The following is a 22,970-nucleotide window of genomic DNA, read 5'->3' as shown; positions in this document are numbered from 1 at the left end:
CCCCTGCTGTAGATGGATCCGGGTCCCTGATGTATCCCCATCCTGTTGGGATGATTTCCCCTGAGTCCAACCGAAAGACAGGTTCCCCTCCCCCGACGGAGGCAACGAGGACGAGGGCAAAAACGACGACGATAAGGGACGACGGAATAACGGCCCCGTGGATGGCATTGGTGATGACGACGGTGAAGACGAAGGGGGTAAGGATCGGGGAGACGAATGGAAAGGGGACGGTAGGGAAAACAACCGCAAAGGGGGCAACAGCAGGGGGGGACGGGGAGGCCAAGAACCCCGGGGCAAAGGGGGTGAAAAAAAACGGGGGGAAGAAGAGGGGGATGGCCCTAATGTCGGGGAAAGCAACGACTCCCCCGACGATTGCGACGGATGATGTACCGAATCGCCCCCGACCACGTCGGGGGGAATCATGATATGGAGTCCTAACAAGAACAGGGGGAGAATCCACTTTCCCTTCATTTCTCTACTCGCACCCCTTAAAAATACAAATAATTTAGAAATAAATAATATACTAACCACCCATTGGGATATGTCATAATTGCATCCAAATATTATAGTGTCACTTCCAACAATAGGTAATTCCGGATCCCCCACACGACCCGCAAGTCCCCCAAGATATACTTTCTGATCGATACCATTATAAAGGTAAAATTCATGAAGGAATACGGTTCCATTATTAATTTTAAAAATTGTTAATATTTTCAAATTACATAGGAGGAGGCCCCCCTTCCGGCATCATCTAGGAAGATCGTGTATATACACAATACATAAAATATTTATAATATAAAATAAAAATACAAAAAGAATGCAAAAATATTCTAATTTGAACGATAACGAATATTTTTTATAAAGATCTTGATCTCTCCATTCCATATTTTCTGTGATGGGGGGATAACGATAGGAAAATGCCCTTTTATTTAAATAAATTTTATATAATATTTTATATCATACTATTTCTAATCATAAATTTATATGTAAAAATGTTGCCTCTTTTGATCCCGGGGTTGACGTAAGGGAATGATAGGAAGAAGCTAAAAGGCTGGGCTGTCCATAATGACGCCCGAAGACTGGAACACCCCCCACGGCAGGGGAAGGGGGGAAATTTATTCCCATTACCGCGGGAGAAGCGTAGGAAAACGTAACCCTCCGAAAAGGGATACCCCGAAAGAGGATTGTACAATAATGATGGACGTATCTTTCATCATTTCTACCATATTTTTTCAACCCATTGTATATAGTTATGATATGTAGGGAACATCATAAAAATATCGATAAATTATCTACATCGCAAATTATCTATAGTTGTAAAAAAATCGTGTCGATACGCTCCTCGGGGGTATTGATGAAAGGGCAAGTACTACCAAATAAATCTACTATTTTAATTAGATCTCATTGCAGATCGAGGAGATAACCAAATTCCAGGAACGAATGTTCCTGGGCGGAAATTACCAGAACGTTTCTTTCCGTATTGGCATCATAAAATATTGCAATGAGTTTGATATTACTTTCCGCATCCTCACCATGAGTATATTCGTCCATCTATAAAAACGTTCCGAAGGTATCGTACGAGGAAATTGGGACCATCCCAGGAAATCAAAATCATAGGATATCCCTCAACCCCCCTTGGCACGAAGGATACCATTCCCCATCTACCCACAGGAATCCTGCCACATCATAGCAATACGGGGCCGTCCCGAGAGATCCCTTTCCACAGTATACCGGGCGGAGGGAAAATTTCCCTGAAAGAGTTCCAGAATAGCCCCATGTTGTTCAGGGCTGATTTCACAAATCATTCTCCAGGGGGGAGAGGGACCACGATCCCTCCATTCCTGGAGGAGAACCCGATAGGATTGCAAACCATCTAGTCCCCCGTCCAGAGCATGGACAGGTTCGTATGCGGCCACAGAAGGGGGTAAACAGGGCAACAGGGATGTGGAAATGTAGGGCAAATTTGCCACTAAGAGGCGTATGGTTGTATGGGTGGGAAGGGCTTGCAGATAATGACCTCGACACACCCTCACCCTTCCCTGTAACCCCCTAGCACAAACGTTTCGCTTAGCCACCCGTACAGCTAGGGAGGAGGAATCAATAGCCCAGAGGGACCAAGAGGGTCTTTGTTGAGCAAGACAAGTTGCAATAATCCCACTCCCTGTACCCACATCTACAGCCTGAAGCGGTGTATCCGCCCAGTTTTTCGTAACCTCCAGAGTTTGTTGCACAACCTCCTCAGTCTCCGGGCGGGGGATCAATACCCCTGGACGAGTGTACCATATTTGCCCGGCAAACCAAGCTCTGCGTAAAATATAGGGAAGGGGCTCTCCTTGAAGTAAGCGACCCTTTATAGTGCAAAGTTTATCCCACAAATCAGGGGGAAACTGCATGGGCAAAGATTGCCAAAACTCTGTCCGTCGCACCCTCAAAAGGGTACAGAGAATCCACTCAGCATCCCCCTCTGCCTGCGGAAGATTCAGGTTGTGTAGGAAGGAGACGAGGGAACGATACACCTTACTCCAGGAACCACCCGCTGACTTCCCCTCACACGAGATGACTTCCCTCATGAAACCACAATCCACAATCCACGTAACGATCCACTACGATGGAGCAGGTGGGGGCTCCAAGGCAATTCCTTGACTACCCCGAAAATAAACGTGAAATGGCAGCATCGTGGGTTCATGATTCCCTCCCCCCTCCATTTGCATCCCCCTTTTCCTGAAACAAAAGCAATTTTTCCTGTTCAAACAAAAGTAAAGCCTGAATGAATTCGTCCAAATTACCATCCAGAACGGCATCCAGGCGATGGGAGGTAAGATGAATACGGTGATCAGTGACGCGCCCCTGCGGATAGTTGTAGGTGCGGATGCGTTCACTCCTGTCTCCTGTTCCCACAATCGACCGTCGCTCATGGGAACGCCTAACTTCCTCCTCTTGGTGTTTCCGATCTAGCAAACGTGCCCGTAATACCCGAAGGGCCTGGGCCTTGTTCATGTTTTGTGATTTCCCATCCTGGCAAGATACCACTAATCCCGTAGGAATATGGGTAACCCGCACGGCTGATTTGGTGGTATTGACACTCTGCCCACCCGGACCACTGGAACAGAAGGTATCGATACGCAAATCCTTTTCATCAATGACAACCTCGATCTCTTCCGCCTCGGGTAGTACCATGACGGTAGCTGTTGAGGTATGAATCCGACCGCCGGATTCCGTGGTGGGCACCCTCTGAACACGATGAGCACCGCTCTCGTGCTTGAGGTGTTGGTAAGCCCCCCTACCCTGAATGGATACGAGAACGTCCTTGAATCCGCCCAGTTCGGTGAAGTTTTTTTCCAATAGTTCCGCCTTCCAACCCTTTTCCTCCGCGTATCGCATATACATGCGATACAATGTACTGGCAAAAAGAGCTGCCTCCTCCCCACCCGCGGCCCCCCGGATCTCCAGAATGATATTTTTATCGGCATGCGGATCCTTAGGCAGTAACAGGGTACGCAACCGTTTTTGAACCTCCTGAAGTTTACCCTCTAACGTTCGCAACTCCCCCTCCAACCAGGTACGTGTTGTGTGATCATCAGTCTCCCTCAACCATACCTCCGCCTCCTGCATTTGCTGCTGAAGGTTCAGTTGTTCTGTATAGATCTGACAAATGGGTTCCAGCTCGGCCCGTTCCTTTGCATACGCCTTCAGCAACTGCTGATCACGCAGTACGTCTGGATCACACAATTTTTTTTCCAGGGTTTGGTACCTTTCCTGCAAAGACGCAAGTCTCTTTTCCATGGGCTCCCTGCATCCTTTCCTTAAGCATGGCGATCTTTTTCCCTAGCCATCATCGTACCACGGTTGTCATAGAACCGAAAAGACTCCCCCACCAGGCAGGGGGGAGAAAGGAAAGGAAAAACAGATTGCGATCCTGAACGCAACATGTCCACCTCATCATTCCCAAGGATGATTCCATTCGCACCCACGCAGACCAAATGAGACCCTATCTTACCCCTAAAACACGGAAAGGAGGCGAACCCCTTTGACCCCCACTCCCCGTTGGACACCCTCCCGTAGTCATTCCACTGTTGCAGACTATGCCAAGGACAACGCTGTTCAAATGGCCGCTCAATATCTACAGGAAGGGGGAATCGTAGCCTTTCCCACGGAAACCGTCTACGGTTTAGGGGCACTAGCCACCCACACCCGTGCCCTTCAACGCGTTTTTGCTGCTAAAAATAGACCCCATGACAATCCCCTGATTCTCCATTTTGCCAGTGTACAACGTATCCTCGACTCCCTTCCTGAACTCCCCTATCGATTACAAGACCTCCTGGAGACTACCATGCCAGGACCTATCACCTGGGTATTGAAGGGTACGATACCCAACGTATCCCCCTTAGCAACCGCCTCCCTCCCTACCATTGCCGTCCGCGTACCCCATCATCCTATCGCCCAAGCACTCCTACAGAAGATTCCCAGCCCTGTGGCCGCTCCCAGCGCCAATCTATCAGGCCGACCTAGCCCCACCCATCCCGATCATGTTCTAACCGATATGCAAGAAAAGATTGAGGGCATTCTAGAAGCCGGATCTACCCATTGGGGTTTGGAATCCACCGTGATAGACGGGAGTGAAGTTCCCCCTCGCGTCCTACGTCTTGGCTCCTTCCCAATCGATGATCTACGAAAAATCATTCCCGACATCGTAGTGAACACCCCCAAAAATCCGCAGGATAGGATTATCCGCTCACCGGGTTTAAAATACCGACATTATGCCCCTCGTACCCCCCTACACCTTCTGAAGGGTTCCGAGAAATCGGTCCATTCCTATATGTGCAAATATGCAAAAATAGAAGAAAATAATGGTAAACGTATAGCATTCCTCACCCATGCCAAGCTACTGCCTATGCCTATCAGGATCCATGACCATGTTTACCTTGCCTACCCTGGGGATCCCATACGAGCGGGACGGGTTCTCTATGCAACGCTCCGCCATTGTGATACCTACCCAGTAACCCGGATCCTAGTACAAGCCCCCCCGGACAAACCAGACTTCGCCACTGTGCATGATCGACTCACACGAGCCGCAGAAAACGTTCTCTCTCTTGACAAACCCTAGAGGGGAAAGCACATGAAAAAAATAGGGGGATTATGGACCCCATCGAAATCACTCCCCGACAATCGAAAGGCTCCCTTCCACCCCTTGTGAGGGAAAATCCCCCGCTGTACGACCATTCCTCATAGAGGAGCAGCATCCGAACGGGTGTGTGTATTTTCCGTGGGATTTTTGGTCCCATCTTTCTGATCCCCTCGGGTGACCTTTTCCTGCATTTTTTAAATCATAATTATTTTATTAATTTATATAGATAGAAAATTCGTTCCTGTCCTCCGGCCTCCTCTCATCCATTTTTATTATGAATCCTATAGGGATTGGGAAAAAAGGCGATTCCTACTTTACAGAATTTTCGATCTAAATCGCGAAATATACATGATCCCATACTATTTCTGCTTTCTTCCCAATCCCTATAGTTCATGCTGTCTTCTGGTCCGTTCTTTCTTGCTGTTTTTGGTGATAACGGGGACAGAAGAGAGTGGATATCCGATAAGGGGTCTCCGTACTTTAATGGTTATGGAACCAGGAAGACCTAGGATGGTCCTATTTTTTTATGATTCATAATAAAAAAGACAACAGAAAGAATTGAATCAACATACCCATACTGCAATGTTTCGCTCAGTATAAATGAATTTAAAATTGAATATGTTCCATTCAGAATATGGACCTGGAGTTTTTATTGTACTTTTCGTTAAAAATGAATAGTGTATAGGCACAACGTTGAAATTTGTATGGGAATACCCTATTATGAATATGCTAGATATTTCTGTAGAAGGGACACTCATGATAACCAAATAAAGATAAGGGGATTGATCCTAATGTACCATGCCCCCCTATCATTCAAAATATAAGGGATTACGCCCTCCATCCCCCCTTACAACAAGCCTTAGGTAACAGGAAATTCACAGCGGCTATAGACCGGCTATTCAGAGATGTGGTGGAGGACGATTATAAAGAACGTCTTACCTACGAGAATAAGCTAGTACTTTTACAAATACTGGGACACAGCGAGGAACTGATGGAACAGTATCGTAAGATTATCGTTGTGCGATCCTCGTACAAAGAAGGGGATTCTTGGGAATTACATAGAAGAAAGCTTTGGAATTTATACAATGATCTCATCCTAATTAACACAAAACTTTTATGGGATAAGCACCATCTATCAAAAATAAAGAAATCAGTGAGATCCTCCTTATCCGTTGTTCGGTACAGAGAAGGGTTGGATGAACAAAAAAGAGCTTTTCTCGAGGGAATTTTGAAGAGCATAGCTCACTGGTCCCACCTTGGGAAGACTTACGAGTATGTGGAAAAAATTGGGAGATAGTACAATCAACCCTTTCCCCGATGTTCAAACGTCTCGTGATGCCCTCCATGAATTCATAGAGGAGGGACTGAGATCCAAAATACAAGGAGATTCAGAACGCAGCAAAAAGCCTGTCTTGGAATGAAAGTGAGGAGTATATCTAACTATCACCTTCATAAAATCGACAACGGTTTTGTAGAAGGGAAAAATTGTGCAATCAAGCCCATATCACGCCAAATCTATGGCATCAAGAACCATCAAAATTATGTAAACCTCTTGCTTGTACGATGCAATCGTCATCTTTGTAAACGAGGTAGGAAGAAGCGTAAGGTTTCATAAAATAATGAACGAATGCCACCACAGGTAGTCCTAGATTAATTTCCTTTTCTTCTTAATTCTATTATTTATAAAATAAATGTAAACTTTACATAGTTATTACAATTTGAAATCCATAAACATATGGGATTACCTGTGATGTAACAACAATAAAAATATTTTTACTAAATAAATTTTTTCATAAACTCCCCATCGAGGTAAATCTAGTATTTTAACCGGGCCCCTTACAGAACTGAATCCTCTCGCGTCCTACGACTCTCCCCACCCCACATAGTTTTGATCTTTCTAGAACCAATCCGATGAGCTGGCCCCCTTTATCCCCCCCATTATCTCCTAAGTTTTTACGACCTGAAGACGATCAGCCCTCCCATAGCTCAGCTCGGCGTATGTTTATATCATACATAAAAATTATTTTATTAATATATTTGTAAAATAAGTGTAATTAGTACCATGTTTTTGTAGAGGATTTGCTTGGAATATCACATCCTATTTAGAATAAATATAGTTAAAAATGAAATACAGAATGTATTTCACAAATGGATAAGGCAAACGTTAGGCCATATGATATATACGTATCAAATAAAAAAATTACATAAAAAATATTCAAAAATTAGGCCCTTTCCGCCCCTTACCCATTGAAATCCGGAGACCCTTTCCGGAGGATGGGGAACCCAAGAAAAACAACCAGGGGGAGATTACAACCGAAAAAGGGATATCACCCAGAATTCCCGACCACACAGCGTGATGTTATATTTTTATAAAAATAATGTATATTATATAAAATAATTAAACAAAATAAACCACAGGAATAAACCGAATATAAAGCACAAGAATCCGAAGAAACACAATATATCTATAATATTATTTTTCCTTGGTGAACCAGGCCAGTTAGAGGTATTATTTCCAAAATCACCATAAAAATCAAGCAATGTCCAAAATCTAAAATTTAGATCTGGAGTAGTGCGTTGCCCCAAATAAATATGCAACCACGCGGGGAAAATAGAATTAGAACATTGAGATATCAACAAAATGAGGATAGATGCTTGGAAGTAAGGTGGTAAATAACTACCAAAAATACTAAAAAGATGAATAGGAACTAGATATAATATTAAAAAATGAAATATTCTTATGTTTATAAAATTATCATCCACACGACCTGCTCCCGAACACCATTTACGCTCCTGCATCACTTGCAACTTCAGGAATATGCACCACCCAAGAATTCCCGCGGTCAGCAACCAATTTGATTCCCATACTGGCTCTAAATAATAGTAAAGCAATAACGACGTCAAAAACCACGCAGGACCTAAATTCCATATAAAATACCACCTAAAACTAGAAAAGCCCCTATTTTTATATATAAAAAAGCATTTTTTTCTGTAAGAACCTACCATAAAAAGTTGGTTGCGTATGTAATACCAACGACCTTTTTCTTCCCAAAGAGTGCGAGAAGATCCTCCTGCTTGCAAAAGAGAAAATAAAAATAAAATAGAGAACCCCAGGGTATATATCAAAAGATAAACAAAGTCACTCTTCCCCCAAATTACTGACCAAGCATGCACAAGCATCATCATATGAAAAAATATCCCTAAAAACACAAAAACAAAAACAGAAGACCAAACCCTGTGGGGAGGGTATTTTAAGTTTTCATTGAACTTATCCACGTACCCTATCCTTTCACCCATTGCAATGCATTTTTACAGAAACATTTCCCACTTCCTTACTTAGTTATAAAATAAAGCAGCCCCGTTATCTCACACGAACCCATATCCCTTCTCCAACAAATTCCCATTCCCTTTATCTGTCCATCTATTTTTCAGATTCCTGACTGATAAGCAGAATAAAACTCACATATCCCATTTCGGATCATATCACAAACCTACTTAGGCTTGAATGTGTAGGTCGGAAAATCGAAGGATAGCGTATCATGCTGCTACCCTCTTCAATGACGGAGCCATATCTTCACACGAAATATCCCTCAATCTTTCCCGAATACAGTCTCATTCCTGTATCGATATTGGAGCCATTCTCTACCTTATTTACCTCAATGAAAACCACGATTAATCCTTATTTATTTTTCATAGTGGTAGATGCAGGTACCCACCATACCCTCCTTCTTACAAAATATAAACCTACAGGGTATCATAAGCGAAGGTACCTCGGTTTAGTATTGGAGTAATCTAGAAGTTATCATAAACAAAGCTCCTAATCCCCTACCGGACGCATACTAAACCCACTAAAATCAGGTATATTTCTGAATGGAAGGGAGAAAAAGAAATGGACGATATACTAAACTATACAGCAGTTCACAGAAAAAGCAACCCTCTGAACCAGAAGAATCACATGGCAGCATTCGAACGGGTGTGTGCATTTTCCGGGGGGATTTTTGGTCCTACCTTTTTGACCCCGAATGGGGGGATTCTCCCCCAAACCCCTGTTCAGAAGTTCACACCCCCAACGGAATGCTGCCCCCGAAGATACAAAACAGGAATGGTGTCATAATAAAATGTTATTATGTTATCAATTGCTTTACCAAAGGGTGAGACTAGATTCATAGACGGAGCATTCCCCACAGGAATTGCACGGTACTGGACGGGGGGACAGAAACGAATTTTCTATATATAAAAATTAATAAAATAATTATACTTAAAAAATGCAGGAAAAAGACACCCGAATGGGTCGAAAGGGTAGGACTAAAAATTCCCCCGGAAAATGCACACACCCGTTCGGATGCTGCCCAACGTTCCCTACAAAAGGAGAGCCCCCTGGGAGGCCCTTTGGTTATTATTAAGAATACCCTAAATAAAAAATTCGGATTATATTCCAATGAACCCCGAGGATCCTACTATCCCCATCTATTTTAGACAAAATATTCAGTTAAAATAGGGAAAAAAGACCTTCGAACCCACGCAAGAATAAACCCGAATCAAACAAAATAAGAAAAAACACATTATGTATAAAAGATAATACCTCAAACCTCGTGGTAAGAAATTCACCTCAATTCTTCATCCATACAGAAAGACACGTTCTGGGAGTGCAACCCTATTCCCATCAAGGCACAATCCCCTGTTCACACCACAAAATAAAAAACTAACCTTCCCCTACCATTATAGGGGCCACGCCTTAGGAACATGAGTAGCAAACCCTCTCCATTAAAAATCAATTAAACCCAGGCTTATTTGTAGTGATTCGCTTACTCTACCCATCATTTCATCATCAAGATGGGTAATTTTATCCGTCAACCGCTGCTTATCAATCGTTCGGATTTGTTCCAGCAAGATGACGGAATCACGGTCCAAACCACAAGACTCCACCTTAATCTCCACATGGGTTGGTAACTTGGCTTTCTGGATCTGTGCCGTAATAGCAGCGACGACGACGGTGGGACTAAAGCGGTTCCCGATATCATTTTGAATCACCAACACGGGCCGCACGCCACCTTGCTCGGATCCTACCACCGGGGATAGATCTGCAAAATATACATCGCCACGCTTCACAATCAAGACCTCTACACCCCACTAACCAGTCGATCCAACGTACCTTCCGCCTCTTCTTCGGCTAAAAAGGCCTCAGCAGAAATGCTCAAATTGATTCTCGCCATCTCCATATAACCTCTCTGCATCATTTCACGTATACAACGTTTCTTGCAATCTTGCAGATACATTCTAGTAGCCCGCCGTATGAAATCATTCCTGTTCGATTTATTATTCTGAACCATACAATCCACCTCTTGCAAAAGGTTCCTGGGCAAGCTAATCACAATCTTTTCTGTGCCGGACAACGAACGCACCCCCAGCTCAAGCATCATCGATGGCCATCCCCATCCTCAATATTACCATTGTGGAGAAATATCTGCAAAAACATACATCACTACCCACCACATATCGAGGATCCAAAAACCAAACCAAACCCACCTCACCTATGCGTGCTGTTTTCCCCCTACCACTTCCAGGTCTGAACCCCTTTTCCTACCCCCTAAGTAACCCGCCCAACACACACAAGCCCCGTTCCATTCGCTTGCAGAAATGAACCTACCCCATGACTATGCGAATACAGGTCAAAACGTGGTACTTGATCTATAAGAATAACAAATTCATCAAAAACAGGGATCCCCGCAATCCCCATCCCCTAGGGATGAAAGGAAATTGGCCCGCGCAACTACCTTGCCAGCCTGCAAATACTGACGGGGCACCCGGCGCCCCACCGCGCACAGAAGCTCATACGAAATCGTTCCCAGTCGCCGAGCCACATCCTCCACCCGTATCTCAGCATCACCCTGACGACCATATACCACTACTTCCTCACCAGGGGAAACGGGCAAGAGATCCACTACGTTTACCGTCAACTGATCCATGGAAACCACTCCTAGAATGGGTGCCGGTCTCCCCTTGATCAGCACATACCCACCGTTCTGCCCCACATCCCGACGAATTCCATCCGCATATCCAATAGGAACCGTCGCCACCCATTCATCACCACGTGCTACATACGCACGGCCGTACCCTACACTACTACCCAAACGTAATTTTCGCACAGTGGTCACCTTGGAACGAAGTGTGAGGGCTGGCCTCCACTCCCATCCCTCCTTCTGCAAAAAGGGTGCTGGACAAATACCGTACATACCAATCCCTAAACGCACCATCTGCCGGAACGGAACCCACTCCCTCCGTAGTACCCCGGCGGTATTCGATGCATACACCCAAGGAACGTGAACCCCAACAGATTCCAATCCCTCTATCACACGTGAAAATAACTCCACCTGCCCTTTTAGGTAAGCAGGATCCTCCTCATCCGCCGTGGCAAAATGCGTCATAATACCCTGTAAACGCAACCAACGACTCCCCTCACAAAATCTCACGGCGGCCAAAACCTCATCCGGATCGAGACCCAACCGGCCTACGCCCGTATCCACCTTAAGGTGAACCTCAAGGGACTTTTTCTCGGCATCAGAAATCTCCCGCATGGCCCGTAAATGCAACATGGACGTAACCGTCAACACCAAACGGGCCCGGATTGCATAGGGCAAGCTACGTGATGGGACCACCCCAAGCACATGGATAGGAGCCGACACCCCTGCCCCCCGCAACTCACGAGCCTCATCTACCATCGCTACCGCCAAACGCCGTGCACCAGCGGCCAGGGCAACGCGGGCCACGGGAATTGCACCATGACCATACGCATCCGCCTTGACAACAGCCATCAACTGACCCGCCATCGGTAGAGAATCGCGTACCTGTGAAACATTGTGGGCAATAGCATCCAAATCAATATCTGCCACGGTATCCCGACCGTAGTCATCGATCCGCATTATATCCCCTAATCTCAAAATATGAATAAATACCCTCCCAATCGATGAATACAATGATTCATGAATCCGAAAACCCATGGAACCATCCACCGACATAAACGGAAGTAGCTCCTCATTTCCACAATCAGGGGGAAACGAACACAAACCCCCAGACAATTATAACTCAAAAGAGGGGATTATACAGCACCTATCCCCTCAACAAACAACAAAAAGACTGCGTTAGGAACCCCGGGGGGGGAAAACTACCACGTTCAGAATACCCCCCCACTGCCCCACAAATCGTACCATGAGAAACGTACCCCCGCCCATAGTACCTACTCCACCACACAACAAAAAAACAGCACCCTGGGGCGTTAGTAAAACGACCCAGGGATCACTGTTTTCCCATGAAAATGAACATCCCTTACGATCTCCTGCAGCCCCTGCCAGGATGATGAACTGACCATATCATATACGAACCTACCCTCCGTCCATGTGAGTCGGTGATAGGGACCCTGCCTCGAACTCACGGCCAATTGTCCTCCAACCCACACAGGCAGACCCCCCTGCAAATAAAATTCATGCACGGGCATATCCCGGTATTGCGTAAGCGTAAGGAATACCCCCTCCCCCTTCCTTCCATATCGAGTCACATAAGCTCTTCCCCACAGGGTATCCAGATCAGCGGAAGAAAGGGGTTGTACCCGCATACCACCCCCGTACACCGTAAGGGGCCCAAGCGGAACAAAATCCCCTAGCCAGGTTTCCTTAGCCACCCCCGCCATATTCCATTCCTTGTCAAAAGCATTTTTATCAAAGGATACGTCCTCCTCAAAACTGCGGAAACTAACCTGTAAGCGTACCATCTGACTCTCGTCACGGATTTCTATCTTACGGGGTTTCAGTTCCTTATCCAACCAAATTTTTTGACGCGTAAGTTGGGGAAAAACAGAATAATTTGCAACCACATCAAATTCATATCCTTTGTCCTTCGACTGATATATGCGTTGCTCATCCTGGATGATACTCTGTATGATGGTCTCATAAAGATACACTTGCCCAGGACTACGCGGCCAATCATTCCGAAAACGGAAACTCTGTCGAAGCTGCGGTGTAAGTACGAAAACCCCTGTCTGATTCCGCAAAATAATTTGCGAAATCCCCCGCTGCACATTTTGCAAATGAACACGGTAAAAGTAAGGCTTTTGATACCAAACCTCGATATCATAGGTTAGGGGATCCTCCCCCATCTGTAACGTCATGGTCCCCTGACTACGATAGGAGGGAAGATCCTTTCTACGTTCTTGTAGCAACTCAGCGACTTCCCGCTCGTTTTTCGTCCCACACCCTATCCCGAAAAAGCTCCAGAGGATCAACATAAAACAAAACGCGAAAAGGTAACAGAATCCCCTCCGATTGGATCCTACCCGCCATTGTAGAACTCCCTTCCCCCGGCTGAACATCCATTCTGCCCCCCAATCCGAGGGCCCTCTGTATTCACATGTCTGCGAACCTTACGCTCTCGTCCCTTGAGGCTACGCGAAGGGGGACACGATTATGAAAATGAACCAACCTACGTTTCCCCATCCGTTGCCCCCTCCTGCCATATCACGGCTGCGGCTAACGCATGTTGACGGGTATGTGTAATCGATAAATGAATAGTGATAGGCATTACTGCAAATAGTGATTTTTGGGAGGATACACTCAAAACAACTCGGGGAGCACCCGAGGTGGGGAGAACCTCCATGTCATGAAAACGCAAACAAGCTGAAATTCCTGTCCCGATCGCCTTAGCAATAGCCTCCTTGGCGGCAAAACGCCCCGCTACATATTCCAACAACCTCAGGGACGAGCCGACAGGAAGGTAGAATTGCTCCCGCTCCGTCAAAAGACGAGGAACCAGCCTCTTCACGCCTACCCTAGCAACATGTTCTATCTCTACCAAATCCACACCTAGTCCCCTGAACAATGACCTTCCCCCCTCGTAGACCGGCGGAGGGTGGTTCCCTCCCGTGGTCAACAGGATATGGTAACACGTTTCCTTGTTCTTCTCCCCCGCAGAGTGTAAAATGATCCCAGGATCTAACAGGAGGTGCGAGAATACATTATGGGGACCTACCATTCCTACCATTCCTGGTTTTTATTCCTACATGTACTATTGGCTGCTACTTGGATGGGTGGGGCGATCATGTTGATTATGCTTCTACGGGAAGCCAGCAGGGAACCAGAAAACCAGAGGGGTGTCCTAACTCTCCAACGCATTCATCGGTGGAACTCCACCATGTATGTGCCCTCTGCGTCCTTAGTCCTTATCAGTGGATTCATTATGATGTGGTTTCGATGGCTAGGGAAGGAAAAGCCCGTTTGGTTGCTCATTAAGGAGCGCTTCGGTGTACCTATCATTCTACTTATCATTTTCCTGACCATTTTTGGAGGTAAATCCTGGGTGCAGAAGGCTTTGGCGAAACCCACACAGTCTCGTCCCTTCATCAACAGGTATCGTGGCCTTCTCTACGTTGCCGTGTTCGCTATGGTTGTACTCACCTATGCCGGAATTAGAAAGCCCATGTAGTGCCTCGCATGAGTGCATTCCTGTCCTTCCCCGTTGACGGGAAGGCGTCCGATAGCGCTAGTGCAAGACCATCCCGCACCTACCTTAACATACTTAATAAACTGTTTTATTTTTAAAATTTTAAAATAGATACTAGAAGATGAAGAATAACGTGGTCGGGGTGGTTACTGTTACCATCACCATTGTTTGCATCCACACCTTATACCCTCACACACTGCTTGATAGGACCATCGTCAAAAATCCTACCCTATCCCCCTTGGCCGCAGGGATAGGGAGAAATTCCTTTTGATGACTTTCTCCCACTTTATTCTTCTTGCTCGATCATGAGGAGATGATAAGCGCACTATGGAAAGGAAAGCGGAAAGGAAATCACACCCCCCATCGGAAAATGCCGCCAAGGAACTCATCGGTTATATGCAAAAAAAGCCAAAGCGTACCCCTGTCAAAATTACCCTAAAGGGATCCCTACAAGGCATTGACTTTGGAAGTAGCAAAATCTTCCAGAGTGGGCCCATTGCCATCGTTTTCGGTGACTGGAAGGAATTACAACCGATCCTACAAAAACACCGTAATGACATTGATGATTTTGAAATAGAACAGGATCGACGCCTTTCTGCCGTACCCCTACTGGATCTCCTACCTGTACAGGCAAGAGTGGAACCAGGGGCTATCATCCGAGAACGGGTCACTCTGGAACAACGGGCCATCATCATGATGGGTGCCGTCATCAATATCGGTGCCGTTATTGGGGAGGAAACTATGATTGATATGAATGCCGTCATCGGTGGACGAGCAGAGGTTGGTAAACGCTGCCATGTGGGGGCGGGTGCTGTCATCGCCGGGGTTATCGAACCCCCCTCCGCCATGGCTACCACCATTGAGGACAACGTAATCATAGGAGCTAATGCTGTAATCCTCGAGGGGGTACGTGTTGGTAAAGATGCCGTAGTCGCCGCTGGGGCGGTCGTTACCCGTGACGTCCCACCCTACACCGTTGTGGGCGGTGTACCGGCACGCTTCCTCAAAAAAAAGGACGAAAAAACCTCCTCCAAGACGGAAATTGTCCACGCCCTACGGAGTCTGGAATGAATCCCCAACCCCCCACCCCACCCAACAACAAAACATGGTCGGACTACGATAAAACCTACATCATGAATACCTTTAGTCGATTCCCACTGGCCATTGTCAAAGGAGAAGGAAATCATCTATTGGATGTGGAGGGGAAACGCTATCTTGATCTGGCAAGCGGTATAGGGGTCAATCTTACCGGCTATGGTCATCCCTATCTGCAGCAAGTATTACAATCCCAATCTGTAAATTATCTACACATATCCAATATGTTCTCCAATCCCCCTGCAATTCGTTTAGCCAAAAAACTGGTGACGGCCACGTTTTCCACTCAGGGTGGCAAGGTTTTCTTCACCAACTCAGGAACAGAAGCCACGGAAGCCGCCCTGAAAATCATTCATCGATTCCATCATGATAAAAGTCCTACACAGCCTGTGCAGCAGCACCTATTGGTACTTGAAGGATCTTTTCATGGCCGAACAGCAGGGTCCTACTCCTTAAGTCCTCATCCTGCGCACGCCCCCTATCCGCGTCTACCTTTCCATGTTCATGCCCTACCACGCGAAGATTTAGGAAGGGCAAGGGAAGTGTTCTCCAAGGTTCAACCCAGCGCAATCTTCCTTGAACCCATTTTAGGGAACGCAGGCGTTTTATCCCTCTCCAAAGCCTATCTGCATGGCCTGGTCCGGTTGGCTCAAGAGTACAAAACAACCCTTGTCGTGGATGAAATACAGACCGGAATGGGACGCACAGGCTACTTGTTCGCCTATCAGTATGCCGGGATTATGCCCGACCTGATACTGTTCGCTAAGGGGATAGGGGGTGGCCTTCCCCTAGGTGGTGTAGTCGCTAGGGGCGAGTACGGAGAGGCATTACAGCCAGGGGACCACGGCTCTACCTTTGCCCCTTCGCCCCTCGCCGCCGCCATGGGGGACGCTCTCCTCGATCTCCTCCTGACACAGGGCCTTCTCCAACAGGCACGGGGCCGCTCCCTTACATTTGCAAAACAGTTGCGCTCCATGCTCCGTCCCTATTATCGAAAATTGGGACTGATTTTGCGGGGAAGGGCCTGGATGTTAGCTATGGACGGACCCGGATTGCAAGGAAAAGCTCGTTGGTTACAGCAAACCTTATTGCAAGACGGTTTTGTCACGAATGTAACCGCTGGTCACGTTTTGCGCCTTCTCCCTCCACTTACCCTGACATCCTCGGAATGGGAAGGCTTCCTAACCGCACTGGAACCACGTTTGGTGGAAATGGCAGGATAATAGACTTACTATTCAGTTATATATACCCTTACCGAAAAAAGATACAAACCCGAAACATAAATTTCCCCCAAGGAGGGGAGAAAACATGCACCCATGCATTGTGCTGCGCCGGAAATTACACCAGATCCCCGAAATTAGTTTTCAGGAACACGATACACAAAAAGCCATTCTCTCCTTCCTATCGGATTTACCACAACAAAGACTAACCATCCATCATTGGCGTACAGGTTTGTTTGTCCACCTGCAGGGAACCGAGGGACAACGGCGTTGGGGTTACCGGGCTGATATAGATGGCTTACCCATTCAGGAGAAGACCAACCTCCCCTTCTCTTCCCAGAGAGATGGCTATATGCATGCCTGTGGGCACGACTTCCATATTGCCATTGCCTGTGGACTCATCGCTGCCTTCGTGGAAAAACCCATAAGGGATCATCTTCTCGTTCTATTCCAACCCGCGGAAGAGGAGGGCGCCGGGGCCCTTCAAATGAGAGAGAGTGAGTTTCTCTCCTCCCTCCCCCCCGAGGCTATATTTGCACTACATATAGCGCCCCAATACCCTGTGGGTACCATAGCAACAAGACCCGGAACCCTCTTTGCTGCTACCCAACCCTTTGCCATCCAATTACGAGGAAACAGTAGCCACGCTTCTGAACCCCATCGCGGCAATGACATGGTAGTAGCCGCCGCCTCCCTCATCCTACAATTGCAAACCATCCTCTCCCGTAATATCCCCCCCGGGGATACTGCGACACTGTGCCTGGGGCAACTGCGAGCTGGACAATCCAGAAATGTCATTGCTGAAACAGCCTCCCTACTAGGGACGATCCGTAGCCTTTCCCCTTCCACGATGGAGCATATTCAGCAGCGTATTCAGCACCTTGTCGGGGGCATAAAGCATGGATTTTCCTGTCATGCCCACCTGGATTGGGGAACACCCTATGCCTCGGTAAACAATGATCCCACCTGGTACACCGCATTCAAACAATTTGTACAAGACAAAACCCCTTATTCTTTCCTACCCTGTGGTCCTACCCTAGCGGGGGAGGATTTCGGCTTTCTCCTACAAAAAAAACGGGGCCTCATGTTTTGGTTGGGTGTAGATAGCCCCTATCCCCTCCATCATCCCGCATTGAACCCAAAAGAGGAAGCTATTCCGTTGGGAATTGCGTTGCTCAAGGACTTTTTTTGCTGGTTAGGGGACACATCCGGGAATGGGGAGAACAGGAAAATCGTTCCCCCTACTATACCCACATAACGCAGAATTTCCACGCTCAACCCCCCTCATGGGGAAATGAACCATTGTAGGCATGAATTCCTGAACGGGGTTTTCGGGGGGGACTTCCCCCCATCTTTGCAACTTCCTGCACGTATTATGAAATATTTTTATTACATTAAAAGAGAAAAGGTGTGGGGAGGACCTGATCCCGTTCTAATTTATCAAAAGTAGTAAAAAATCCCTGTTCTTTTCCGCTCATCCTTCCGTTGTACTATTCCATAAAAATTAAAAAATTTATGGATATAGAGAGAGGACCTGTGCAAAGGCAAATGGAGGATCTTTGGCACAAGGATTCCCCCCTTTCCCGACGTCCTATACTCCGAATTTATGTTCTCAATGGGATGGCCGCCCCAAACGCGCAGAATCTTTGCCCCCAAGGGCATTCCATACCCCACCATTTGGGCCAATGCCACCTACCTGAAGATTCGCCAGCGACCGTCGACGACCAAGGAAAAAAGGAACCATTTTCATAGCGATAAAACGCAGATCGGGACAAGAGGGGGATGAAGGAACAGGAACGAATTTTCTATCTTTACAAATTGATGAGAAAATTATTATCTAAAAAACGCGAAGGTACATTCCCCCAAAGGATAACAAAAATTTTATAGTTAGAAACTCCCCCGGAGGGATGTACACACCCAATTGCGTGCTGCCCTCCCAGGGAAGCAGCACCTCCAGAAGGATTCACCCTAATCCATTTACCCCTTTCCTTTATAAAGTAAACCAAAGGTATCCATGAAATGTATCGGAACCCATTGGTTCACGTCGAATAGGGCTGGCATCTCAGCCAACCCTCTCACAAAACCACACGTACTACTCTCGCATTATGGTGGCTCTTAGGGTCCCATGGGATTTTGCCCATTCAGAACACCAGTCTGGTATCATATTCTTCGTACTTTCCTCTAAGGATAGGACCCTTGTTTCGACATCGACTGTGTTTTTCGATGCTTTCCTCCAATGGTTCGCTTTGCTAATCCCCCCGACTCACACCTGACAGAATTCTTTCATCCTGCCTTTTCCCAGAACGCTCACCACCATTGCTCTTTACAACAGCAGCACTGGTGGTTTGAAACCCGCACGCCACCTGCCAATTTCGGGGGGCCCCTCCCCCACCTCTCATAGAGCACGACACGGATCCGGTCCATAAACCCCCACTGCGATCCCCTCCCATGGATTCCGTACATTCGCATATCCCCCCAGTCGATTGGGTCACTGTCAAGGAGAATTCCCCGAGTTTTCAACCTCGGTTCTGGGGTAACGAAATAGCAGGGGGAGAATGGGGAACGTAGAACCTGGAGCCTCCTACAAATCTCCCCCCCTGGGAGATTAGGTAATTTTTTATGTTTTCAGCACCACGAATATGATCATTTAAGAGCCCAAGTTCCCGGATATAGTCCTTCTTCCTCTTCTCAAGCTGAACTATACCCTTCTTTATACCCTTCCCCATTCTGGAAGTACTGCTAGACGTGCTTTCTTTCGTATGTTTATTCATCTCATCTATCTTCGTTTCAATTTCTTTTATAAGTTTAAACTTCCCCTTCGCTTCCCCCTTCACAGTGGATATCGTATTCTTTACTATACCCACATACATTTGTGCTTTTCCATATCCATTCTCCTTATAAAGGGATCCATCCCGGCGGATGTCATGCAGTACCCTATCAAACATATTCAATGCACTTGCCATCCTAGACTTCCCAGAAATGGTAGGATTATCGAAATTATTCATTTTTCTCAGGGTATAACCCAGGGCAAGATTTTCTTTTGAAATGGAATCAATATATTCTAAAGTGGAATTAGACCCTAAGCCCTTCTTAGATCCTATCCCTCCTGAGGTGTTCTTTACATTATTCCCCACCCTACCTACTGCAGGGGGAGAATGGGGAACGTAGAACCTGGAGTTTCCCGCGGATTCCCCTGCCTGAGAAATTAGATAATTTTCTATGTTTTCAATACCACGAATATAATCATTTAGGAGCTCAAATTCCCGGATATAGCCCTGCTTCCTCTTCCCCAACAGAACTATATCCTTCTCTATACCCTTTCTCATTCTGGAAGTACTGCTAGACATGCTTTCTCTCGTATGTTTATTCATTTCGTCTATCTCTGTTCCAATTTTCTCTATAAGTCCAAACTTCCCCTCCGCTTCCTCCTTCATAATAGATTTCGTATTCCTTACGCGGTCCGCATACTTTTGTGCTCTTCCGGGTCCATCCCCCCTATGAAAGGATCCATCCCGGCGGATGTCATGCAATACCTTATCAAACTTCCCTAGTTCACCTATCTTCTCCCCTAAAAAAGTGGGATTCCCGAAATTATTCATTCTTCTCAGGGCATAATTTTCATTTAAAATTGAATCAATATGTTCTGAAAATGTATTGGGACCTGGCTGTTTACGAAACCGAGTAGCAGTCTCCTCAACTACACTGGGACTGACGTTGTGGGAAACAGACGATCTTGGAATGGAAGTTTTCTCTACCTTCCCTACACCATTCCCCACCTGTTTCGCGACCCCGTTTCCCTCTGCTGCAGCATGTACCCCCAAAGACCGGTTCCTAGCGGGGGCTCCTACCCTACTGGTAGAATTGTTCTGTAAAAATCTATCAACCTCCCCTAGGCGTGCAGTACTGATGGGTGGTTCGTTCTGTAAATGTCTATCAATCCTAGCTAGGCGTTCAGCAAGGACGGAAGGGGACACAGCACGGGGATCAGCCCCTAAGACCTTCTTAGATCCTATCCCTCTACTCCTCACCTTACCTATGGAATTCACTGATACCCCTGATTTGAAAGAAACCCCCTTCATAAGACCACTAACCGCAGCATACGCGAGGGCTGTATCGGCCGTATCCTGTACAACAGCCTCTGAGACCAATTGTGCCAACTTGTCCCCTTCTGCCTTGGGGACTCCGAACAGGTAGGATCTACCTTCCATCCCCAACTCCACTAACCTTCGGATAGCACCAACGAGCTCGCCGACAAATATATCCCCGATGTTAAGAAAACGTATGAATACCTTCCCCCCCAGGGTGTGTCCATGCATTGCATTAGTTGCTTCATTCCATTTGTTCTCTGCTCTCCGGAATGTATCCCAAAAATTTTGGGCAAAAACTCTATCTGAATGGAATTTCTCTGGTATCATTGCTATTTCTTCTGTCTTCTTCTCCTCTTTCCCCCCCAATATCCACTTTTGAATTTGCTTATCAGCATTGAGTAAGAACCTAACAGACCCATAGAGGAATACCTGGGGAATTGCACCCGCAGCTTTCATTACCATAGAGTATCCCCTGTAACCATTTTTCTCCGCGTGTAAATAGGATCCCTTAGGAGCCCCCTCCGTCACCGTGGTAGTATCCCGTAGCAAACCCTGGATTTCCCTCCGTTTTCCATCGGCAAAATCATTGATTTCGTCCTGGGAACTATACCAAATCTCTTGGAGACCATTCCAAATCCCTTTGTACCAGGGTATTTCCCCCCCATCCCCACGGCTCTCAGACCCAACATGTCCTTCCAAAGTTGTTCCTTCATCCTTTTGAACTTCCCTCTTGATGATAGGGGAGGATAACAAATCAGAATCCCCCTCAACTTCATCCCCTTCCCCACTCACATGATCGTTTAGCCCCTTCCTTTCCCTGTTCTTCCTGGGGGGAACTTCTTCTAGCAACGCATCCGGTTTTGTTATGGGTATAGGCAAACCATACTCGTCCCGTGATTGATTTTGTAGTAGGCCCCCCCCAGTAGATTCGGAATCCCGCTTGTTCCTATTTCCTACACCCTGTAAGAGAGGATCTATACCCTTTCTATCAGAATGTACCCTTGCTCCCCCCCTACTACCAACAGAGGCCCCTCCTACGGGTTCAAAATCATCCTCCTTCCTATCCTCTATATTTTGTTGGGAATAACGATCCCCATCACTACCTTTCCACTTCTTTCCCCCATCCTTCCCAGAATCGGGAGGGGCCCCAATCGTTCTATCTTCGTCCATAACTTGTCCCACTGCCCCTTGGGAATGATCTCGGGAAACATGGTGGTGGGCCCCACTTTGATCACCCCATTCGCTGGGTGTGATCGAGTCCTTTGTTTCCCCCATTTTCCCCGATCCCGAATCTTGGTGGGATTGGGAATTAGGGGGAAGACCCCCATCAACGGGGGGAGGGGACATACCCCCTGATACCCCTTGTCCCCCGGAACTATGAGGGGATCCAGATGAATCCTGTACGGTTGTTTCAGATTCCCCCGATCCCGAACCTCGGTGGGATTGGGAATTAGGGGGAAGACCCTCACCAACGGGGGGGGAAGACATACCCCCTGATACCCCTTGTCCCCCGGAACTATGAGGGGATCCAGATGAATCCTGTACGGTTGTTTCAGCCCCCATCACAGGATTTGCCGTAAGGAGAAGAACTGCTGGTACCTGTATCGATACGAATAAAAAGAACAATCTCCCACGAAGATGAGATAAACCCCGATTTTCTTCTCTATCGTGTCGGTGAACGAATTCCCTTCGACTGTATTTTCCCATGTCCATAGTTCTCCCCCCCTGTCGATAGTGGATATACTTTCATTAATCAACAAATACTACCATGATATAATACAACATGGTATATTATATCATTTTGTATATGCAGAAAAAAGTATCAAACTTATTATAATATTTTTTTAAAATAAATTATTTAGAAAATGTTTATATTATTAATGAGTATAAAAAATTCTGTATAAATATTTCCGGCGTAGGTGCTTTGCGGTTGAAAAGTATTCCTTTTTGAAA

19 protein-coding genes are annotated in these 22,970 nt (G+C 46.6%); 8 read left to right on the top strand and 11 right to left on the bottom strand.

What is annotated here, in order from left to right:
- Window positions 1-29: 29 nt before the first annotated feature.
- Window positions 30-425: a hypothetical protein gene (locus PPRES148_RS02380; RefSeq protein WP_223127922.1), complete on the top strand. Its 396-nt coding sequence runs from the start codon at window positions 30-32 to the stop codon at window positions 423-425.
- A 1,236-nt stretch (window positions 426-1,661) separates the two neighbouring features.
- Here the strand turns inward: PPRES148_RS02380 and PPRES148_RS02375 are convergent.
- The 3 genes from PPRES148_RS02375 to PPRES148_RS10580 all read right to left on the bottom strand — a co-directional run bounded on the left by PPRES148_RS02375 (window position 1,662) and on the right by PPRES148_RS10580 (window position 3,980).
- Window positions 1,662-2,570, bottom strand: a complete 909-nt coding sequence (locus tag PPRES148_RS02375) for a N5-glutamine methyltransferase family protein (RefSeq protein WP_149453065.1) — start codon at window positions 2,568-2,570, stop codon at window positions 1,662-1,664.
- 112 nt (window positions 2,571-2,682) lie between these two features.
- Window positions 2,683-3,783, bottom strand: coding sequence for a peptide chain release factor 1 (gene prfA, locus PPRES148_RS02370; protein WP_149453064.1), 1,101 nt, complete (start codon window positions 3,781-3,783; stop codon window positions 2,683-2,685).
- Between the two features lie 20 nt (window positions 3,784-3,803).
- Complete coding sequence (locus PPRES148_RS10580; RefSeq protein WP_223127921.1) at window positions 3,804-3,980, bottom strand: hypothetical protein; 177 nt, start codon at window positions 3,978-3,980, stop codon at window positions 3,804-3,806.
- Window positions 3,981-4,027: 47 nt separating this feature from the next.
- Between PPRES148_RS10580 and PPRES148_RS02365 the strand changes: the two genes are divergently transcribed.
- The 3 genes from PPRES148_RS02365 to PPRES148_RS13250 all read left to right on the top strand — a co-directional run bounded on the left by PPRES148_RS02365 (window position 4,028) and on the right by PPRES148_RS13250 (window position 6,740).
- Window positions 4,028-5,104: an L-threonylcarbamoyladenylate synthase gene (locus tag PPRES148_RS02365; RefSeq protein WP_149453063.1), complete on the top strand. Its 1,077-nt coding sequence runs from the start codon at window positions 4,028-4,030 to the stop codon at window positions 5,102-5,104.
- A 931-nt stretch (window positions 5,105-6,035) separates the two neighbouring features.
- Entirely contained in the window at window positions 6,036-6,422 is a 387-nt protein-coding gene (locus PPRES148_RS02360) for a hypothetical protein (protein ID WP_149453062.1), read from the top strand.
- Between the two features lie 120 nt (window positions 6,423-6,542).
- On the top strand, window positions 6,543-6,740 hold the full coding sequence (locus PPRES148_RS13250; protein ID WP_149453061.1) for a transposase: 198 nt from the start codon (window positions 6,543-6,545) through the stop codon (window positions 6,738-6,740).
- A gap of 770 nt (window positions 6,741-7,510) precedes the next feature.
- Here the strand turns inward: PPRES148_RS13250 and PPRES148_RS02350 are convergent.
- The 6 genes from PPRES148_RS02350 to acpS all read right to left on the bottom strand — a co-directional run bounded on the left by PPRES148_RS02350 (window position 7,511) and on the right by acpS (window position 13,993).
- Entirely contained in the window at window positions 7,511-8,401 is an 891-nt protein-coding gene (locus PPRES148_RS02350) for a hypothetical protein (RefSeq protein ID WP_149453060.1), read from the bottom strand.
- Between the two features lie 1,488 nt (window positions 8,402-9,889).
- On the bottom strand, window positions 9,890-10,240 hold the full coding sequence (locus tag PPRES148_RS02345) for a type II toxin-antitoxin system PemK/MazF family toxin (RefSeq protein WP_149453059.1): 351 nt from the start codon (window positions 10,238-10,240) through the stop codon (window positions 9,890-9,892).
- A gap of 5 nt (window positions 10,241-10,245) precedes the next feature.
- Window positions 10,246-10,545 carry a CopG family ribbon-helix-helix protein gene (locus PPRES148_RS02340; RefSeq protein ID WP_425468235.1) on the bottom strand — a complete coding sequence of 100 codons (300 nt, stop codon included), beginning with the start codon at window positions 10,543-10,545 and terminating at the stop codon, window positions 10,246-10,248.
- 288 nt (window positions 10,546-10,833) lie between these two features.
- Entirely contained in the window at window positions 10,834-12,063 is a 1,230-nt protein-coding gene (gene alr, locus PPRES148_RS02335) for an alanine racemase (protein WP_223127920.1), read from the bottom strand.
- Window positions 12,064-12,398: 335 nt separating this feature from the next.
- The gene (locus PPRES148_RS02330) at window positions 12,399-13,487 is read right to left on the bottom strand and encodes a LolA family protein (protein ID WP_149453057.1); all 1,089 of its coding nucleotides are present in this window, start codon (window positions 13,485-13,487) and stop codon (window positions 12,399-12,401) included.
- Window positions 13,488-13,597: 110 nt separating this feature from the next.
- A complete protein-coding gene (acpS, locus tag PPRES148_RS02325) occupies window positions 13,598-13,993 on the bottom strand; it encodes a holo-ACP synthase (RefSeq protein ID WP_187820413.1) in 396 nt (131 codons plus the stop codon).
- Window positions 13,994-14,131: 138 nt separating this feature from the next.
- Here acpS and PPRES148_RS02320 point away from each other — a divergent pair, with 138 nt between their 5' ends.
- The 4 genes from PPRES148_RS02320 to PPRES148_RS02305 all read left to right on the top strand — a co-directional run bounded on the left by PPRES148_RS02320 (window position 14,132) and on the right by PPRES148_RS02305 (window position 18,187).
- A complete protein-coding gene (locus PPRES148_RS02320; protein ID WP_149453055.1) occupies window positions 14,132-14,596 on the top strand; it encodes a hypothetical protein in 465 nt (154 codons plus the stop codon).
- A 345-nt stretch (window positions 14,597-14,941) separates the two neighbouring features.
- Window positions 14,942-15,685 carry a 2,3,4,5-tetrahydropyridine-2,6-dicarboxylate N-acetyltransferase gene (dapD, locus tag PPRES148_RS02315; RefSeq protein WP_149453054.1) on the top strand — a complete coding sequence of 248 codons (744 nt, stop codon included), beginning with the start codon at window positions 14,942-14,944 and terminating at the stop codon, window positions 15,683-15,685.
- A complete protein-coding gene (locus PPRES148_RS02310; RefSeq protein WP_149453053.1) occupies window positions 15,682-16,932 on the top strand; it encodes an aspartate aminotransferase family protein in 1,251 nt (416 codons plus the stop codon). Before dapD ends, PPRES148_RS02310 begins: the two co-directional genes overlap by 4 nt.
- An 85-nt stretch (window positions 16,933-17,017) precedes the next feature.
- Window positions 17,018-18,187, top strand: coding sequence for an amidohydrolase (locus PPRES148_RS02305; RefSeq protein WP_149453052.1), 1,170 nt, complete (start codon window positions 17,018-17,020; stop codon window positions 18,185-18,187).
- A gap of 1,049 nt (window positions 18,188-19,236) precedes the next feature.
- Here PPRES148_RS02305 and PPRES148_RS12190 read toward each other — a convergent pair.
- Together PPRES148_RS12190 and PPRES148_RS02300 are read right to left on the bottom strand one after the other, a co-directional pair.
- Window positions 19,237-19,392: a hypothetical protein gene (locus PPRES148_RS12190; RefSeq protein WP_223127919.1), complete on the bottom strand. Its 156-nt coding sequence runs from the start codon at window positions 19,390-19,392 to the stop codon at window positions 19,237-19,239.
- 53 nt (window positions 19,393-19,445) lie between these two features.
- Entirely contained in the window at window positions 19,446-22,730 is a 3,285-nt protein-coding gene (locus PPRES148_RS02300) for a hypothetical protein (RefSeq protein ID WP_149453051.1), read from the bottom strand.
- Window positions 22,731-22,970: the final 240 nt, after the last annotated feature.

Source organism: Pasteuria penetrans, assembly GCF_900538055.1.
GTDB lineage: Bacteria > Bacillota > Bacilli > Thermoactinomycetales > Thermoactinomycetaceae > Pasteuria > Pasteuria penetrans.
The sequence above is the reverse complement of the archived record's forward strand: the minus strand, read 5'-3'. Positions and strand labels throughout refer to the sequence as shown.

What these genes read in the sequence shown, in the direction of transcription:
- PPRES148_RS02380 (WP_223127922.1), top strand. Translation starts at nt 30, where the DNA reads ATGTATCCCCATCCTGTTGGGATGATTTCCCCTGAGTCCAACCGAAAG.
- PPRES148_RS02375 (WP_149453065.1), bottom strand. Translation starts at nt 2,570, where the DNA reads ATGAGGGAAGTCATCTCGTGTGAGGGGAAGTCAGCGGGTGGTTCCTGG.
- prfA (WP_149453064.1), bottom strand. Translation starts at nt 3,783, where the DNA reads ATGGAAAAGAGACTTGCGTCTTTGCAGGAAAGGTACCAAACCCTGGAA.
- PPRES148_RS13250 (WP_149453061.1), top strand. Translation starts at nt 6,543, where the DNA reads ATGAAAGTGAGGAGTATATCTAACTATCACCTTCATAAAATCGACAAC.
- PPRES148_RS02340 (WP_425468235.1), bottom strand. Translation starts at nt 10,545, where the DNA reads ATGATGCTTGAGCTGGGGGTGCGTTCGTTGTCCGGCACAGAAAAGATT.
- PPRES148_RS02330 (WP_149453057.1), bottom strand. Translation starts at nt 13,487, where the DNA reads ATGTTCAGCCGGGGGAAGGGAGTTCTACAATGGCGGGTAGGATCCAAT.
- PPRES148_RS02320 (WP_149453055.1), top strand. Translation starts at nt 14,132, where the DNA reads ATGGGGACCTACCATTCCTACCATTCCTGGTTTTTATTCCTACATGTA.
- dapD (WP_149453054.1), top strand. Translation starts at nt 14,942, where the DNA reads ATGGAAAGGAAAGCGGAAAGGAAATCACACCCCCCATCGGAAAATGCC.
- PPRES148_RS02310 (WP_149453053.1), top strand. Translation starts at nt 15,682, where the DNA reads ATGAATCCCCAACCCCCCACCCCACCCAACAACAAAACATGGTCGGAC.
- PPRES148_RS02305 (WP_149453052.1), top strand. Translation starts at nt 17,018, where the DNA reads ATGCACCCATGCATTGTGCTGCGCCGGAAATTACACCAGATCCCCGAA.
- PPRES148_RS12190 (WP_223127919.1), bottom strand. Translation starts at nt 19,392, where the DNA reads ATGTACGGAATCCATGGGAGGGGATCGCAGTGGGGGTTTATGGACCGG.
- PPRES148_RS02300 (WP_149453051.1), bottom strand. Translation starts at nt 22,730, where the DNA reads ATGGACATGGGAAAATACAGTCGAAGGGAATTCGTTCACCGACACGAT.